The 17,267-nt window shown below is 76.0% G+C and carries 14 protein-coding genes; 4 read left to right on the top strand and 10 right to left on the bottom strand.

All coding sequences use genetic code 11. The annotated features are described in order from the left end of the window. Position 1: 1 nt before the first annotated feature. The 8 genes from KSE_RS34490 to eccD all read right to left on the bottom strand — a co-directional run bounded on the left by KSE_RS34490 (position 2) and on the right by eccD (position 7,164). The gene (locus KSE_RS34490; RefSeq protein ID WP_014140023.1) at positions 2-319 is read right to left on the bottom strand and encodes a hypothetical protein; all 318 of its coding nucleotides are present in this window, start codon (positions 317-319) and stop codon (positions 2-4) included. After that, positions 312-752, bottom strand: a complete 441-nt coding sequence (locus KSE_RS39050) for a YbaB/EbfC family nucleoid-associated protein (protein ID WP_014140022.1) — start codon at positions 750-752, stop codon at positions 312-314. The genes KSE_RS34490 and KSE_RS39050 overlap by 8 nt, the downstream gene beginning before the upstream one ends. Before the next feature lie 42 nt (positions 753-794). Next, on the bottom strand, positions 795-2,801 hold the full coding sequence (locus KSE_RS43150) for a hypothetical protein (protein WP_014140021.1): 2,007 nt from the start codon (positions 2,799-2,801) through the stop codon (positions 795-797). A gap of 122 nt (positions 2,802-2,923) precedes the next feature. Then, entirely contained in the window at positions 2,924-3,391 is a 468-nt protein-coding gene (locus KSE_RS34475; protein ID WP_014140020.1) for a hypothetical protein, read from the bottom strand. Between the two features lie 5 nt (positions 3,392-3,396). Beyond that, positions 3,397-3,702, bottom strand: coding sequence for a hypothetical protein (locus KSE_RS34470; protein ID WP_014140019.1), 306 nt, complete (start codon positions 3,700-3,702; stop codon positions 3,397-3,399). Between the two features lie 77 nt (positions 3,703-3,779). Next, the gene (locus KSE_RS34465; RefSeq protein ID WP_014140018.1) at positions 3,780-4,133 is read right to left on the bottom strand and encodes a WXG100 family type VII secretion target; all 354 of its coding nucleotides are present in this window, start codon (positions 4,131-4,133) and stop codon (positions 3,780-3,782) included. Between the two features lie 112 nt (positions 4,134-4,245). Further along, entirely contained in the window at positions 4,246-5,718 is a 1,473-nt protein-coding gene (gene eccB / locus KSE_RS34460; RefSeq protein ID WP_014140017.1) for a type VII secretion protein EccB, read from the bottom strand. Between the two features lie 72 nt (positions 5,719-5,790). Further along, positions 5,791-7,164 (bottom strand): type VII secretion integral membrane protein EccD, encoded by a 1,374-nt coding sequence (gene eccD, locus KSE_RS34455; RefSeq protein ID WP_014140016.1) that lies wholly within the window; start codon positions 7,162-7,164, stop codon positions 5,791-5,793. Between the two features lie 232 nt (positions 7,165-7,396). Between eccD and eccCa the strand changes: the two genes are divergently transcribed. Next, positions 7,397-11,341, top strand: coding sequence for a type VII secretion protein EccCa (gene eccCa / locus KSE_RS34450; protein WP_014140015.1), 3,945 nt, complete (start codon positions 7,397-7,399; stop codon positions 11,339-11,341). A 29-nt stretch (positions 11,342-11,370) separates the two neighbouring features. On the opposite strand, the gene KSE_RS34445 is transcribed toward eccCa, so the two are convergent. Next, positions 11,371-11,727, bottom strand: coding sequence for a VOC family protein (locus tag KSE_RS34445; protein ID WP_231873263.1), 357 nt, complete (start codon positions 11,725-11,727; stop codon positions 11,371-11,373). Between the two features lie 80 nt (positions 11,728-11,807). On the opposite strand from KSE_RS34445, the gene KSE_RS34440 reads away from it, so the two are divergent. Together KSE_RS34440 and KSE_RS34435 are read left to right on the top strand one after the other, a co-directional pair. Continuing rightward, positions 11,808-12,197, top strand: coding sequence for an ArsR/SmtB family transcription factor (locus KSE_RS34440; RefSeq protein WP_014140013.1), 390 nt, complete (start codon positions 11,808-11,810; stop codon positions 12,195-12,197). Beyond that, on the top strand, positions 12,194-12,934 hold the full coding sequence (locus KSE_RS34435; RefSeq protein ID WP_014140012.1) for a hypothetical protein: 741 nt from the start codon (positions 12,194-12,196) through the stop codon (positions 12,932-12,934). The genes KSE_RS34440 and KSE_RS34435 overlap by 4 nt, the downstream gene beginning before the upstream one ends. Before the next feature lie 97 nt (positions 12,935-13,031). Here the strand turns inward: KSE_RS34435 and KSE_RS34430 are convergent, their stop codons facing one another. After that, positions 13,032-14,165 carry an aminotransferase class V-fold PLP-dependent enzyme gene (locus tag KSE_RS34430; RefSeq protein WP_231873262.1) on the bottom strand — a complete coding sequence of 378 codons (1,134 nt, stop codon included), beginning with the start codon at positions 14,163-14,165 and terminating at the stop codon, positions 13,032-13,034. 552 nt (positions 14,166-14,717) lie between these two features. On the opposite strand from KSE_RS34430, the gene KSE_RS46055 reads away from it, so the two are divergent. Beyond that, positions 14,718-17,219, top strand: coding sequence for a hypothetical protein (locus KSE_RS46055; protein ID WP_033259316.1), 2,502 nt, complete (start codon positions 14,718-14,720; stop codon positions 17,217-17,219). Positions 17,220-17,267 lie beyond the last annotated feature (48 nt).

Genomic DNA, 17,267 nt, shown 5'->3' with positions numbered 1-17,267 from the left:
GTCAGAGCTTGGAGTTGATCGTCTTGGTGCCGTCCTCGTCGGCGCGGTCGAGCGCGTCGGAGTAGGTGGCGCCGCCCTCGTAGAACCGGCCCATGCTGGTCTGGATCCGGGTGACCAGTTCGGTGAGGATCTGCGTGCCCTCGTCGACCTGCTGGTGGTACTGCTTGCCGATCTCGTCGTCGCCGCCGACGTGCAGGTTGCCCCGGTTGATCACGTCGAGGTTGGCGTTCACCTCGCCGACCAGCTCGTGCAGCTTGTCGAACTCGGCGAAGCTGCCCTTCAGGCCCGAGCCCTTGGAGGTGCTGCCCGGTTCAGCCACGGAACTCCTCCTGCCGGTCGGCGCCGCGCGTCCGGGGGCCGTTCTCGCCGCCGGGGCGCATCGCGTACAGCGGGGCGAGGACGTCGTCGAGTTCGGTGCCGCCGGTCATCGACAGCCGCAGGGTCTCGCCGAGGCCGTCGAACCGGCCGATCCGGGCGGCGATCTGCTCGCCGACGGTGGCGCGGGCCTCGTTGAGGACGTCGGCGAGGACCTTGCCGAGCTCGGCGGGCGCCATCGACCGGTAGGCGTCGGTGTGGAAGGTCAGCGAGACGACCTGGCCCTGCGAGCCGACCTTGGCGGTGGCCATCCGGTCCTTGGTGGTGGCGGAGGCGGTGAGGTCGTCGAGCTCGCGCTGGACGGCCTCGGCCTTGGCGAGTTCGGCCCGCATCTCCTCCATGGCGAGGGCGATCTGCTCGGCGAACGGGTTGCTCACGTCGGTCCTTTCCGTTACGGGGGGTGGGTCGCCGGCGGCGGGTCAGCGTCCGATGACGCCGTGCACGGCTCCGGTCTCGGTGCCCCAGACCTCTTCGTCCTCGGCCAGCCAGGTGGTGCGCCGGCGGTCCTTCTCGCCCGGGGCGCCCCCGGCGCCGACGCCGCCGCCGGGGGGCATCATCGGCGGCATGCCGGAGGAGCTGGTGGCGGTCTGCCGGCCGGTCAGCAGGGCCTGTTCCTCGGCGGCGGCCGCGGCGGCCTTCTGGGCGGCGATCCGTTCGGCGTTGGCCTGTTCGGCGGCGACCTTGACCGCGGTCGGGTCGGCGCCGGCGGCGAGGGCGCGGGCGCTGAGGCCGCCTCCGGTGCCGACCAGGCCGGGCAGCCCGCCGAGCCCGGTGCCGCCGGAGCCGGTGGGGCCGCCGGACAGGGTGCCGGTGTGGTAGGTGAAGCCGCCGCCGGAGAACCGGTTCGGGGCGAGCAGGCCCTCGCCGGAGTCGGCGGCGTAGCTGTCGGTGAGCAGCTGCCGGTACTGCGGGACGGGGGTGCCCTTGGCGTCGCGCAGGGTGCCGTCGGGGCCGATGGTGTAGTCCTTGCCGGCCAGCATCGGGTTGCCGTTGGCGTCCAGCACGGGCTTGCCGTTGGCGTCGACGATCCGGCCGTCGTCGGTGATCCGGGAGCCGGGGGGCAGGGTGACGGGCTTGGTGCTGCCGCCGGTGCCGCCCGTCCCGCCGGTGAGGTCGGTGCCGCCGGTACCGCCGCCGATCAGGTTCGGGAGGCCGCCGGTGCCGGTGCCGCCCGTCCCGCCGCCGCCCGTCCCGCCGCCGCCGCCGGTGAGGTCGATGCCGCCGCTACCGGGCCCGCCGCCGGTGCCGCCGCCGTCGAGGTTGAGGCCGCTGCCGCCGCCCGTGCCGCCGCTGCCGCCGCCGTCGAGGTTGAGGTCCTTGGTGCCGGTGCCGTCGCCGCCGCCCTTGCCGGGGTCGGGGTCGCCGCTGCCCGGACCGGTGCTGGGGGGTGTGCTCATCGGCAGGTGCAGGCCGGCCTGGCCGAGGCCGTGGTTGTCCATCAGGGTGCCGGCGATGTTGTAGTAGTACTCGATGTTCTTCATCGCGGTGTTCGCCGCCGTGTCGAGCAGCAGCATGTCGGCCTCCCAGATGGCCTTGGCCCGTTCCCCGACCGCGGCCCAGAAGTCGGCCTGCTTGGGGTCGCCGAACTTCGCGCCGGAGAAGCTGACGCTGAAGCCGGAGGCCGCCCCGGGCTCGCCGCCGACCGCGGTGGCCGGCTTGCCGCCCTGGTTCTCCCAGAAGTCGCCGCCGCCGCCCTCGGTCCCGAACGTCAGGTGCACCTGGGCGCCGGACAGCCCTTCGGCGAGCGCCTTGGCGAGGGAGGTCACCGGGCTGCTCTCCGGGCTCTTCAGCCAGTTCTCCCAGGCGTCCACCAGCGGCTGGAGCTGGGCCTCCAGGGTCCGGCCGGCCGTCCGCAGCGCGCCCGCCACGTCGACGTCGACGAGCTTGTCGCGCAGGTCCTCCAGCTCCCAGGCGTAGCCGGTGAGGACCGCCGCGAACGACCCGGCGGCGCTGCCCTGCCAGTCGCTGCCGACGCTGTCCACGTCGGCGGCCCACTTGCGGGTGACCGGGATCCAGCCGTCCAGGAACCAGCTGGCGCGCTCCAGCATCCGCGCCGCGTCCTCGAAGCTGGCGACGCTGACCCGGTCGTTGGCCTTGGTGTTCAGCAGGGGGTAGAGCACCCGGGGCGCGTCGCGCAGGAACTTGCCGAACGGGTTGGTAGCCGGGTTGAACTCCCCCCAGTTGAGGATCACGCCGACGGCCACGCTGCCGTGCTGGGTCGTGTTGTCGGACTGGTAGGTGAAGTTCCACGAGAACCAGCGGTCGAACGCCTGGCCGGCGACGTCGGCGCCCTTGAAGCCGCTGGTGATCTCGACGTTGTGGCCGCCGACCCACTCGACCTTCGGGTCCGTGACGGCGGACCGGCCGTCCCGTGCGGTGAACTGCGACGGTGCGAGCATGGACAGGACGTCCTCCCACGCGGCCACGGCGGTTCCCTCCTCGTTCGGTGGTGCGGTGCGGTGCGGTGTGCGGTGCGGTGTGCGTACGTACGTACTCGTGCGGGCCGGCCCCGGCGCGGGGCGGGCGGGGCCGGCCCGGCGGCGCGGGGTCAGTGGGGGCCGGTGCCTCCGCCCGCCCCGCCGCCCGTCCCGCCGCCCTTGAGGACGTCGTCGATCAGCCACATCAGCTGGGCGGCGGTGAGCGCGCCGTCGTGGCCGTCCCCGAGCGCCCGGGAGGCGTGCTTGAGGTCTTCGCGGAGCGCGATCGCCTGGCGCGAGAGCTCCTTGAAGTAGGCGTCCAGGGCGCCCGCGTAGGTGCCCAGGGCGGTGATCAGGCTGCCGGGAGAGGTGTTGTTGCCCACGCTGGTCCCGGCCAGCAGGTGGTTGACACCGCCGCCCTCCTTGCCGGTGCCGGTGTAGTTCCGGACGGTGAGGCGCGGCTCGGAGAAGTCGAAGTCGTGGATCAGCCAGGCGAGCTTCTGCTCGGCGAAGTCGGCCAGGTACCCCTCGGTGATCTTGACTCCGCCCTTGCCGCCGCCCTCGTGGGTGCCGTCCGGGTCGTCCTCGTTCTTCGCCACCGGGGTCAGCCCCTGGTGTGGTCGAAGTGGGTGCTGGCGAGCATGTCCGCGTCGCGGATGGTGTCGCGCATCTCGCCGAGGACGGTCTTCGCCTCCTCGATCTTCGTCGACATCCGGGTGTCGGCGCCGCTCAGCTGGAGCGAGAAGGCGTCGGCCGCGCCGGAGAACTGGCCGATCAGCTCGGTGCCGAGGACCTGCTTCAGCTTGCTCATGGTCTCCTCGTTCTGCTCGACCATCTGCCGGAAGCTGGCCGCGAGGTCGTCGATCGCCGAGTCGAGGTTGGCGTAGTGGAGTTCGAGGTCGCCGCTCATGATCGGGCCCTTTCGGTGTCGGGGTGCGGGAGTGCGGGCGTACGGGGGTACGGGGGTGCGGGGTGCCGGGGCGGCTGCTACTGCGGGTTGAGCACGCCCTCGATGTAGCCGGGCAGCGTGCCGCCGCCACCGCCCATGCCGTAGGCGAGCTTCACCGTGTGGTCGCCCGCGTTGCCCAACTGGCTCTTGCCGGCGGCCAGTTTGTCCTCGAATTCCTGGTAGGCCCGGGTGACGTTGGCGTACTCGGCGGCCCACTCCGCCATCTTGCTCTGGTAGACCGCGCTGGCCGCGCCCTTGAAGCTGTCCCGGACGGCGTCGGTGATGCCGTCGATGTGCTGCCGGATGTGTTCCATCGTCTGGTACTGGCCCTGCACCCAGCCGATCGCCTGGTCGATCGCGGCATCGGTGTTCTTGAACGTGGGCGTGCTCACGTGCGCTGTCCCTCCTCGCGTGGCGCCGGCCGGGAACGGACGGCGAGGCGTGTCGCGGGGCCGTGCTCGGACACGGCCCGCCAGGGTGAACGGGGCTTCCCCGCCCGGCGGTTCACCGGGTGCAGCGGCCCTCCGCCGCGGCCGCCGGCGGGACGACGCCGGCCGCCGCCAGCGCGGCCGGGTCCAGGCTGGGGCCGGTCGGCAGCAGCGACAGCACCCGGCCGGGGACGGCGGCGGGCGCGGCCTTGCCGTAGCCGAGGCGCTCGGCGGCGGCGGCCGAGGCCAGCGGGTACTTCACGCCGCCGTCGGTGACCAGGTACAGCGTCGAGCCGTAGCCGCCGCCGGACAGCGCCCGCACCAGCGCGCCCGCGCCGGGCCGCACCGCGATCCGGTCGGCGGGCGCGCAGGACGGCAGCACGCCCGGCTGCGACGCGGGCGGCAGGCCGAGCACCGCGACGGCGTCCGGCACGGTGAGCGTCAGCGCGCCCTCGTCCGGTCCGGTGCCGGTGCCGGGGTGCAGCGCCGCGCACAGCGCCCGGTCGGCGGCGGGGCGCAGCAGCGCCGGGGGGCGGTCGGGCAGGCCGGCCGGGTCGAAGGGGCCGGCGGCGGGCGCGGAGTGCGCGGCGAGGTCGGCGGCGCCGACCGGGGCGAGGGCGACCCGGCCGCCGCCGTAGGCGTCCTGCTGGGTGCGCGGATCGCCCTGGAGCAGGGCGAGTTGGGTCTCGGTCAGCGGGACGAGGCCGCCCTGGGTCAGCAGGTAGCGCTCGGTGCCGGTGCCGGCGAACAGCTGCCCGATCCGGGTCGGCTGCCCGGCCAGCGCCGGTCCGGCCCCGCCCCGTCCCGGCACCTCGGGGGCGCGCAGGTCGGGGCCGGCCGGGAACGCGCCGAGGAACGCGGCGGGGACCGGGACGGGGTCGGCGGCCGGGTAGCCGAGGGCGCGCGCGGCGCCGCCGAGCGCGTACCGGCGGCCGTGCCAGAGCAGGTGCTGGGCGCCGTCGGGGGCGGCGACCAGGACGGCCTGCTCCCCCGCGTCCCGGCCGGGCTGCCGGGTGCCGACGCTGACCGACAGCTGCGGGGCGGCCTTCGCCGCGCCCGTACCGCTCCCCTGGCCCGCGGCCGCCGTCTGCACGCTGCACACCAGCCAGTCGGCCGGGCCGACGTCGGCCGGGGCGGGCAGTCCGTCCGGCGCGCCGACGATGCCGACCGGGGTGCCCCGGCCGGTGCCGTCCAGCGAGTGGGCGGCGACCTGGACGACCGTCAGCTGTCCGCCCGCCAGCAGTCGGGCGCTGGCCTCGTTCAGCACGGGGTGCAGCAGGTCGCCGGCGTACAGGTAGCGGGCGCCGGTCTCCTTCACCACCACCAGCGTCCCGGGTTTCTTCCACCCGGTCGCCCCGCCCGGCTTGACCATCCCGTAGACGCCGGCCCCCGCGCCGATCACCAGCGCGACGGCCAGCCCGAGCACCGCCCCCCGGTTGGTCCGCCCGACCGGGGTGTCCGGCGCGTCCGGCTCGGCCCGCAGCACGCCGGCGGCGACCCGGCCCATCACGAACAGGTGGGCCTGCACCTGGTCGCGTCGGGATTGCATGACGGGTACCTCCTGGGGGTCGGTGGCGAAGGGGACGGGCGGACGGTCAGAGCGGCGCTCCTGCGGCGGCGCTCAGCCGGCGAGCCCGCGCATCGCGCCGTAGAAGCCGAGGACCTGGAGGGCGAGCGGCAGCAGGGCGAGGGCGGTGAGGGTGTGCAGGAGGTCGCCGGCCCGGCCCCAGTACGGGAGGAGGCGGCGGCCGGGGACGGTGCGGGCGGTGAGGACGAGGGCGGTGGCGGCGGCGGTGAGCAGGGCGTACAGCGGGAGGCGGCCGGCCGGGTCGGTGTGCGCGGCGGCGCGGAGGGCGAGCAGGGCGAGGCCGAGGGCGCCGGGGAGCAGCAGGGCGAGGCGCTGGCGCAGGCCGCCGATGTCGCGGGCGTGCAGGAGCAGCAGCACGGAGAGGTCGGCGGCGGTGGCGGGGACGGCCCAGCCGGTGTCGCGGGCGGTGGCGAGCAGGGTGAGGGCGGTGGCGCAGACCGCGCCGACGGCGAGGAAGAGGCCGGCCAGGTAGCTGTCGGCGACCAGGCTGCGGGCGAGGACGTCGTCGGCGGGGAAGGGTTCGATGTCCTGCTGGAGTTCGTCGGCGTTGCGGGGCAGCGCGGGCAGGCGCAGTCCGGAGAGCCGGAAGGCGAGCGCGGGCGCGAACGCGCCGAACAGCACGGCGGTGGCGGCGGTGACGGCGGCGGCGTGGGTGGCGGGGACGCCGCGGGCGGTGAGGGCGCCGGCGCCGCAGGCGAGGACGGCGGCGGCGAGGAGTCCGGTGCAGACGGCTCCGGCGCCGGTGAGGGCGAGGGCGAGGACGGTGGCCCCGGTGGCGGCGGACGCGCCGGCCAGCAGCCGGGCGGGGCCGGTGACGCCGGGCAGCAGGGCGGCGGCCGCGGCGGCGTGGGCGACGCCGGCGACGGCGAGCGCGGTGCCGGTGCCGGGGTCGCCGAGCTGCCGGGTGAGGGCGCGGGCGCCGGCCAGCAGGGCGAGGGCGGTGAGGGCGGCGGCGGCGCAGCGGGGGGCGGCGGGGCCGGGGAGGGCGAGCAGCAGCAGGCCGCAGCCGAGGGCGGTGAGGGCGAGGGCGAGGGCGAGGCGGCGGGTGGCGGCGGGGCGCCAGGAGTCGCCGCGGGCGAGGGTGCCGGTGCGGACGCCGTCGACCAGGTCGTCGAAGTGGACTTCGGGCAGCGGGGCCTGGCCGGGGCGGAGGTGGAGCTCCTCGCCGTCGCGCAGGCCGAGGGCGTCCAGGGTGCGCTCCTCGTCGAGGGGGGCGCCGCCGATCCGTTGCAGGACCCAGCCGGAGTGGTCGCCGCCGTCCTCCTGGACGCCGGGCCCGGCCCAGCCGAGGACGGCGGGCAGCAGGTCGGCGAGGACGACGTCGCCGGGGAGGGCGAGTTCGAACGCGGCCTCGGGGGCCCGGAACCTCAGCCGGACCAGTCCGGTCGCCGCCGTGCCACCGCTCATCGCTGTCCGCGCCCCTCTCGTGCCGTGCGTTCCGCCACCCAGGCGTACGGGCGGCACCCCGCGGACGGTTCAGCTGAACCGCGGAGGGGCCGCGGCCCGTACGCCTGGGTGGGCCGGGCCCCGTCCGCCCCCGGCGATCCCTCTGCCGGTCCCTCTGCCGATCCCTTCGCGATGGAGTTCCCCGTTGAGCGTGGTCCTGGTCGACCGTCCGCCCCGGCGTCCCGGGCCGGCGATGCCGGACGGCGAGTTGCAGTTGCAGGAGCCGCCGGTGCTCCCGGAGCAGCAGAGCGGCATGGGCAACGTGATCGCGATGGCGCCGATGGCGCTGAGCTCGCTCTCGATGGTGATGATCTTCCTGAACCCGCAGTCGGCGAACGGCCCGCTGACGTACGTGGCGATGGGCATGATGGGGCTGTCGGCGGTCGGCATGCTGGTGACGCAGCTGGTCCGGGGCGCGGGCGACCGCAAGCGGCAGTTGCGGTCCGAGCGGCGGGACTACCTGCGGTACCTGGCGCAGATGCGCCGGCAGGTGCGGCGGCACGTGGCGGGTCAGCGGGAGGCGCTGGCGTGGCGGCACCCGGCGCCGGGGGCGCTGGGGTCGATGGTGCGGTCCTCGCGGCTGTGGGAGCGGCGGGCGGCGCACCCGGACTTCGGGGACGTGCGGATCGCGGTCGGCGCGCAGCGGTTGGCGGTGCGGCTGGCGCCGCTGTCGACGCAGCCGGTGGAGGACCTGGAGCCGCTGTGCGCGCACGCGCTGCGCCGGTTCATCCACGCGTACGGCTCGGTCGCGGACCAGCCGATCGCGGTGCACGTGCGGGGGTACGCGCACGTGCTGGTGCGCTCCGCGCCGGAGGACGAACGGGCGCGGCCGCCACGGGAGTTGGTCCGGGCGATGCTGGCCCAGCTGGCGTTCTTCCACGCTCCGGACGAGTTGCGGATCGCGGCGGCGGTGGCGCCGGAGCTGCGCACCGAGTGGTCGTGGCTGAAGTGGCTGCCGCACGCGCTGCACCCGGTGGACACCGACGGCGCGGGCCCGGTGCGGCTGGTCGCGGACTCGCTGCTGGAGCTGGAGCAGCTGCTGGGCCCGGAGTTCACCGACCGCCCGCCGTACGAGCCGGACACCCAGCCGGGCCGGGACGAGCCGTTCACGGTGATCGTGCTGGACGGGGTGGCGCTGCCGGCGGGCAGCCGGGCGGCGCTGGCGGGGTACCGCAACGCGGTGCTGATCGACCTGGCCGGGGCGCTGGAGTGGCAGTCCGCCCCGCACCGGCTGCGGCTGCGACTCGACGGCGACGAGCTGGCGTTGGTGAGCGCCGACCGCAACCGGCAGGACACCTCGACGGTGCTCGGCCGCCCGGACGCGCTGTCCGGCCCGGCGGCCGCCCGGTTCGCCACCGCGCTGGCACCGTACCGGCTGGGCGACGCGCTGGACGCGGCCGAGCCGCTGAGCACCGACTTCGACCTGACGGCGCTGCTGGACGTCAACGACCTGTACCGGCACGACGTGGCGGCGCGCTGGGCGGTCCGGCCGCCGGGCGGGCGGCTGCGGGTGCCGATCGGCGTCGGCGCGGACGGCACCCCGGTGGAGCTGGACCTGAAGGAGTCGGCACAGGGCGGCATGGGCCCGCACGGCATGCTGATCGGCGCGACCGGCTCCGGCAAGTCCGAGCTGCTGCGCACCCTGGTGCTGGCGCTGGCGCTGACCCACTCCTCGGAGACGCTGAACTTCGTGCTGGTCGACTTCAAGGGCGGCGCGACCTTCCTCGGCCTGGACGAGCTGCCGCACACCTCCGCGGTGATCACCAACCTGGCGGACGAGGCGGCCCTGGTCGACCGGATGCGCGACGCCCTGCACGGCGAGCTGAACCGCCGCCAGGAGCTGCTGCGCGCGGCCGGCACCTACAGCTCGCTGCTGGACTACGAGAACGCCCGGGCGGCCGGCACCCCGCTGGACCCGCTGCCGACCCTGTTCGTGGTGGTCGACGAGTTCAGCGAACTGCTGTCCGCGCACCGGGACTTCATGGACCTGTTCATCATGATCGGCCGGCTCGGCCGCTCGCTCGGCGTGCACCTGCTGCTCGCCTCGCAGCGCCTGGACGAGGGCCGGATGCACGCCCTGGAGTCGCACCTGTCGTACCGGATCGGCCTGCGCACCTTCTCCGCGATGGAGAGCCGCGGCGTGCTCGGCGTCCCGGACGCCTACCAGCTGCCCTCGCAGCCCGGCAACGGCATCCTGCGCAGCGACACCGCCACCCTGACCAGGTTCAAGTCCGCGTACGTCTCCGGCCCGTACCGGCGCCGGCGCGGCGCGGCCCGGCAGGCCGCGGCGGCCGGGCAGATCGTCCCGTACGGCACCGACTACGTGGCGCCGCGCCGCACCGCGCCCGAACTCCCCGCCCCCGTACCGGAGGACGAGCCGGACACCACGCTGCTCGAACTCGCCGCCGAGCGGCTGCGCGACGCCGGGCCGCCCGCCCACCGGGTCTGGCTGCCCCCGCTGGAGACCCCGCCGACCCTGGACGAGCTGCTGCCGCCGCTGGCCCCCGTCCCCGGGTACGGGCTGGCCCCGGACGGGCGCCCGGCCGTCGGGGCGCTGACCGTGCCGGTCGGCGTGGTGGACCGGCCGTTCCAGCAGCAGCGCGAGCTGCTCACCGCCGACCTGTCCGCGGCCGGCGGCCACGTCGGCGTCGCGGGCGGGCCGCAGAGCGGCAAGAGCACCCTGCTGCGGACCCTGGTGGCCGGGCTGGCGCTCACCCACAGCCCGCGCGAAGTCCAGTTCTACTGCCTGGACTTCGGCGGCGGCACGCTCTCCGGGCTGCGCGACCTGCCGCACGTCGGCGGGGTCGCCGGGCGGCACGAGCCCGAACGGGTGCAGCGCACCGTCGCCGAGGTCGCCGACGTCATCACCCGCCGCGAACTGCTCTTCGCCCAGCGGAACATCGACTCGGCGGCCGCGTTCCGGCGCCGCCGGGCCGCCGCCGACCCGGCACTCGGCGAGGAGCGGCACGGCGACGTGTTCCTGGTCATCGACGGCTGGAACACCGTCCGCGAGGAGTTCACCGCGCTGCTGCCCGCGCTCGCCCTGATCGCCGGCCGCGGCCTCAACTACGGCGTCCACCTGGTGCTTTCGGCCGCCCGCTGGAACGACGTGCCGAGCGGCCTGCGCGACCAGCTGGGCACCCGCTTCGAACTGCGCCTCGGCGACCCGATCGACTCCGCGATCAACATGCGGGCCGCGCAGACCGTCCCGCGGGTCCCCGGCCGCGGCCTGACCGCCGACCGGCACCACTTCCTCGCCGCACTGCCCCGGATCGACGGCCTCGGCGACAGCGAGACCCTCACCGACGGCGTCGCCGACCTGATCGACGCCGTCGACGAACACTGGACCGGCCCGCGCGCCCCGCACGTCCGGATGCTGCCCGCCCTCCTCGACGCCGCGGAACTCCCCTCCCCCGAAGGCCGGTTGCGCGTCCCGCTCGGCCTGGAGGGCAGCACCATCGCCCCGCTCTGGCACGACTTCGAGGAGTCCCCGCACCTGCTCGTGGTCGGCGACAGCGAGAGCGGCAAGACCAACCTGCTGCGCCTGCTGGTCTCCGCCATCACCACCGCCTACACCCCCGCCGAGGCCCGCATCATGCTGGTCGACTTCCGGCGCGGCCTGTACGAGAGCGTCCCCGAGGAGTACCGCCTCGGCTACGCCGTCGCCCTCGACGTCCTCAAACAGGTCGTCACCGGCGCCGCCCGCGCGATGACCGCCCGGCTCCCCGGCGAGGAGATCAGCCCCGCCCGGCTGCGGCTGCGCGACTGGTGGACCGGCCCCGAACTGTTCGTGCTGGTCGACGACTACGACCTCGTCCCCACCCAGCCCGGCGCCGCCCACCCCTTCGCCCCGGTCCTCGACCACCTCGCCCAGGGCACCGAACTCGGCCTGCACCTGATCGTCGCCCGCTCCGCCAACGGCATCGGCCGCGCCTACAACGACGCCCTGCTCCGCCGCCTCCAGGACGTCAACACCCCCGTCACCCTGCTCTCCTGCCCGCCCAGCGAGGGCACCCTCTTCGGCAGCGTCAAACCCCGCCAACTCCCGCCCGGCCGCGCCCTGCACATCACCCGCCGCCGCACCGTCCAACTCCAGACCGCCCACCTGCCGGAACCGGAGCCCGAGCCGGAGCCCTAGACCACACCAGCCCGGGGCCCGGCGTGCGGCTAGGCGGTGTGCTCGACGTACTCGATGACGACGCCCCCCGGGTGCCGCACGACGGCGTTGCGGCCGGTCGGCACCCGGTTCGGGCCCGAGACGATCTCGCCGCCGCGCGCGTCCAGCAGCGCCCGCAGCCCGTCCAGGTCGTCGACGAGCACGGTGCTCTGGACGTCCCGGAACGGGGCGAGGGCCTCCTCGGTGCCCGCGACCAGCAGGAAGCCGCCGATGCCCGCCACCTCCACGTCGCCGTACCCGAAGCGCTTGCCGACCTCCCGGCCGGTCAGGTCGCGCAGGGCGGGCAGCGCCCGGTCCAGGTCGTCCACGTACAGCCGGGCCAGTGTGGCCAGTACCTTCACGTCCACCCCTCCATGATCGATTCGACTTTCCCGAATCGTTGAACCGGGCGCCATACTAGACGCCGACCCCGAGGAGGAGGAAGCCCGTGCGCACCCTGCCCCAGCCCCACCCCCAGGACTTCGACCTGGCGACCGTGCTGCACGCCCTCGGCGACCCCGTACGCCTGCAACTGCTGCGCCTGCTGGCCGCCGACGGCGAGACCACCTGCAGCCCCGAGGGCCTGGCCGTCCCGCGCTCGACCCTCTCCAACCACTGGCGGATCCTGCGCGAAGCGGGCATCACCTCCACCCGCACCAGCGGAAGGACCCGCCTGGTCACCCTCCGCCGCACCGAACTCGACGCCCGTTTCCCCCACCTGCTCGACGCCGTCCTGACCGCGCCACCAGCCGTACGTCGAGAAACAACTGACGAACCGTCACCGTTCGAGGCGAACCCGGCGACCGTGTCCGACCCCCGCACTACCCTGGCGCCGTGACGAGTCGAAACCGAACCCACCGCACCACCGCGGCCGCCCTGCTGGCCGCCGCCCTGCTGTCGACCACCGCCTGCAGCGGTGGCGGCGGCGGGAGCGCTGCCACCGGCAGCCCCGGCCCGAGCACCCCCGGCGACGCCGGGCAGCCGCGGCAGGCCGGCCGGTACCGCGTGATCGACGACCTCTGCGCGGCGGTGGGCGACCCCGGCCTGCCGGGGCAGCTGACCGGCTCCATACCGGTGACCAGCGAGGGCATCGAGACCGATCCGTCCAAGACCCTCAGCTGCAGCTACGACGCCTCCTCGGCGGACGGGGACTGGCGGGTGGTCATCGACGCGACGGTCTTCGAGGCGGCCCGCGGCTGCCACTGGCTGGAGGTCTCGGCCGACGTGGCGAAGTCCCCGCTCGACGGCCCCAAGCCGACCGAGACCCGGACGTTCACGCCGAACGACGGCGGCGGCCTCGGCCAACAGGGCTACCAGTCGTCCGTCCGGCACCCGCGCACCGACTCCGCCACCACCCCGGTCGACCGACTGACCTTCCAGTCCGCCGTCTGCGACGGCAACCTGAACCTCGCCGTCGACGTCGACTACGGCGCCGGCCCCGGCCTCGCCGCCGACTACCCGGGCGCGCTCGACAAGGCGGAGGCCGCGGCACGGAAGAAGGCCGCCGAACTCCTCAAGCGGGCGGAGGAGAAGCTGTCCGAGCACCCGCTGAGCCCCCAGCCGACGGCCTCCTGACCTGTCGGCCCGCCGACCCGCCGGCCTGCCGACCCGCCGACCCGCCGGCCCGCCGGCCTTTCGACCCGGGGACCCGGGAGAGCGGGCCCTCGGCCGCTCAGGCCCGGGCGGCGGGCACCGGGAGGGCGTCGATCAGCCGGTCGATCTCGTCGTCCGTGTTGTAGTAGTGCACCGAGGCCCGGACCACCGAAGCGAGCGAGCGGGGTTCGAAGTCCCAGCGCGCGTGGTCGGCGAGGGCGACCGAGACGTTGATCCCGCGACTCCCGAGGAGCCGGGCGACGTCCCGGCTGTCGTGGCCCTCGACGGTGAAGGTCACGATGCCGCACTGGCGGGCGCCCCGGTCGTGGACCCGCACGCCGGGGAGTGCCCGCAGCCGCGCGCGCAGGGTGGCGGCCAGCGCGGTCACCCGTTCCTCGATGGCCTCCAGGCCGAGGTCGAGGGCGTAGTCCACGGCGGTGCCGAGGCCGATCTTGCCGGCGTAGTAGGTCTCCCAGTTCTCGAACCGGCGGGCGTCGTCCCGGACCCGGTAGCCGTCGGCCGAGGTCCAGGCGGCCGCGTGCAGGTCCAGGAACGGCGGCTCCAACCGTGCGCGGATCCGCGGCGAGCAGTACAGGAAGCCGGTGCCGCGCGGGGCGCGCAGGAACTTGCGGCCGGTCCCGCTGAGCAGGTCGCAGCCGATCTCGCCGACGTCGAGCGGCAGTTGGCCGACGGACTGGCAGGCGTCCAGCAGGTAGACGATCCCGGCCTGCCGGGCGACCTTCCCGATCTCGGCGGCCGGGTTGACCAGCCCGCCCTGGGTCGGCACGTGCGTCACCGCGATGAGCTTGACCCGCTCGTCGACCATCGCGCGCAGGGCGTCGACGTCGAGCTGGCCGTCGGCGTCGTCCGGCACGACGTCGACGCGCACGCCGTGGCGGCGGGCGGTCTGCAGGAAGGCGACGGCGTTGCTGGCGTACTCGGCGCGGGCGGTCAGGATGCGGTCGCCCTCGGCCCACGGCAGCGAGTAGAACGCCATGTCCCAGGCGCGGGTGGCGTTCTCCACCACCGCGATGTCGTCCCGTCCGGCACCGAGCAGCCGGGCCAGCGCGTCGTAGACGTGCTCGATCGGCCCGGCCTGCGCGGCCGCCGCCTCGTACCCGCCGATCTGCTCCTCCAGCCGCAGGTGCCCGATCACCGCCTCGACCACCGGACGCGGCGGGAGGGCCGACCCCGCGTTGTTGAGATGCACCACCCGCGCGACCCCTGCCGTCTCCCGACGGACCCGCTCGACGTCGATCGCCACCGACACCCCACCCACCCCTTCACGGCCGTCGCGCATGCCCACGGATGCCCACGGTACGGCCGAACGCCCGCCGCTGTCCGGGGCATCCGGGAATGCCCCGGACAGCGGCGGGCGGACGCGGGCCACGGGGTGGAGGGGTTCGCCCGCGCCGTCGAGAGCCTCCGGCACCCGGCCCGCCGAACGACCGCGCGGCCCACCCGCACCGGGCCCCGCCCCTCCGCGCCCGGCGGGCCCGTTGAACCGGTCACCCCCTCGTGGCCGTATCCCCCGTTGATGAGCCTCTCCCGTCCCGGCCGGGCCGCCGGCGCAGCCGAGCCCCCCGCCGCCTCCCGCCACCGCCCGGGGCGGCGACGGGGGGCGGCGGCCGCGCTACCCCCCGGGAGCGGGGGCGGGGCCGGCGCGGTGGTGGCGGCGCGGTCCGAGCTGCGGGCGGTCGGGGAGCATTTCGTGATCGCCCCGGCCGGTGCCGACGCGTCCGAACTAGCCGCTGCGGTACGGGGGTTGCAGCCGCTGCCGGGGAGCCTGATCGTCGTCGCGGCGGCCCCCGACTCGGCGGCGGTGCTGCGCGACCGGATGGCCGACCTGGGGCTGCTGGCCCGGGCCCGCGGCGTGTCGACGCTGGTGCTGGCGGCGTCGGGGCTGGCCGCGCTCGCACCGAACGGGCGGCGGCCGGCCGAAGTGGTCGCGGAGCGTGCCGAGTTGCCGGTGATCGCGCCGGACGGCCTGGTCGAGATCTCCCCCGACGGCGAACTGGACGTGGTCGCCCCGGAGGGTTCGTCCGCCCCCGTCTCCTGGTGGTACTGCGCCCCGGGCGCCGCCCCCCGCCGGGCCCGCCGGGCGGCCCGCAGCGCGATGGCCCCGCCCCCGGCGATCACCCCGGCCGCTGGCAGTGCGTTCGCGCCGGTGCCTGCCCGGCCGCCCGCACCCGTCGAGGTGCGCCGGCTGCCCGCCGGCTACTGGCTGACGCACGCCGCGGCCCCGCCCCGCGAACCGCTGCCGGGCCTGGGGCTGGCCGCCGCGCCGCCCGGCACCACGGTGCTGGTGGTCGGGACGCCGGCCTGCCCGGTGCTGCTCCCCGAGGACTTCGCGGACACCGTCACCGCCCTGCCCGTCGACCCCGCCCGGCTGCTGGTGAGCGCCCCGTGGGCCGCGCCGGACGAACTCGCCGCGCTGACGGGCACGCTGGCCGGCCGGCTGGCCCGCCCCGTGCAGGCCGCGATCGGGCTGCCGGTGCTGGGGCCGGACGGGCCGACCTCCCGGATCCTGGACGCCCGCGGGCAGGCCCACTGGGAGCCGTACCTGCTGCGGCTGAAAGCGGCGCCCGGCCGGCCGACCGCGCCCTGGGCGTGGCGCAAGGGGCCCGCGGACTGGCGCACCGACGGGCCGGCCGTCTTCGAGGCGTTCCCGTACTGGGCGCTGGAGGCCGTCCCGGCGGGCCTGTGGCTGCGGCCGGAGCCGCCACACGTGCTCACCCCGCGCTTCCGCCGCCCGGAACCGGCCCGGCCGCTGCTGATCGTCGGCGAACGCGACCGGCCGGTGGCCGCCGACGTCTTCGAGGAACTGGGCAACCTGCTGGACCGGCTGCCGACCACCGGTTCGGAGGGGTTCGGCCTGCTCGTCCACGGCCTGCTCGAACCGGACACCGTGCCGGTCGCCCGCTTCGTCGCCCGCCTGCACGACCTCGACTGGCTCGGCCCCGAACAGCCCACCACCGCCCCGCCCGCCCCCGCCCCGGTCTGGTACGGCTCCCCGGCCGCCACCCCCGCACCGCCACCCCAACCGCTGTCGGCCCAGCCCCTGGCCGCCCAGCCGGTGTCCGCCCCGACCGCGACGGAGTCCCTCGCCCCGGCCGTCGAAACCGCACCCACGCCCACGCCCGTGTCGCCGCAGCCGTTCCCGGCCCCGGCCCTCACCCCGCCCACCCGGCTCGCCACCAGCGGCGGCCCGGACACCACCACCACGGCCACCCCCGCACCGGCCACCGCCGCCGCCACCGCCACCTGGCCCCCGTCCGAACCGGAACCCGCACCCGCCCCGACACCCCGACCCGTCCCCGTCCCCGTCCCCGAGCCTGCCTCCGCAGCCGAACCCACCGACGAACCCGCAGCCGAACCCGAACACGAGCAGGCCCCTCCCCTCCCCACCCACCCCGACGAGCCGTCGGCCCGGCCGGTGCCCACCGCCCTCCGCTACCACCGCTTCCGCCCGGAGGAGGTCCCCGTCCCGCCCGCCACCAGCGACGCGGCGGACCGGGACGCCGTCCGGGCGCTGCTCGGCGAGTACTACCACCGCTGCGCGGGACGGGTGGAGCAGGTCTCGACCAGGTTGCCGGCGCTGCGGTCGACGGCCCGGGACGACATCAAGCCGGACCTGGCGGCCGTCCTGATGCACCACGGCGACACCGGCGTACCGGCCGACCGGGCAGGGCTGGTCGCGGCGGCGCGGGGCGGCGATCCGGAGCTGGCGCCGTTCCTGCGCTGCCTGGGATCGGGGCTGCGGCGGCTGCCGAGCCACCACGGCGCGGTCCTGCTGGGGGCGCCGGGCGGGACGGATCCGGTGGCGCTGCTGGCCGAGTACGCGGTCGGACGGGTGCTGGTGGAACCCGGGCCGGTCACCGGACTGTCCGCGACGGTCGCCGAACTGCCGTACACGCCGGTCGAGTTCGTCGTCTGGTCGGCCACCGGTCGACGCACCGCCGCCTTCGCCGCCGGAACGGACGAGCCGCAGGTGGTCTTCGCGCCGGGCACGTCCTTCACCGTGCTCGCCGTCCTCCCGAACGACAGCGACGGCGACGACGTGCCGAGCCGGGTGCTGCTGCGCGAGTCGACCGATCCCGAAGGCGCCGATCCGGCCGCACGCGACCGGGCCGCCCTCACCCGCCTGCGGGCCTGGCTCGACCGGCGGGCCCGGATCGACCCGGCCGACCGCCGGACGGTCGACCGCCCGGAGCGCTTCCACCTCACCCCGGGAGTCGCGCCGCTCCCGGAGCCCGCCGCGACCTGACACCGCCCGCCCCGCCCGGACCCGGCGGCGGCCCCGGACAGCACCCGG

The organism is Kitasatospora setae KM-6054, from assembly GCF_000269985.1.
GTDB lineage: Bacteria > Actinomycetota > Actinomycetes > Streptomycetales > Streptomycetaceae > Kitasatospora > Kitasatospora setae.
The sequence above is the reverse complement of the archived record's forward strand: the minus strand, read 5'-3'. Positions and strand labels throughout refer to the sequence as shown.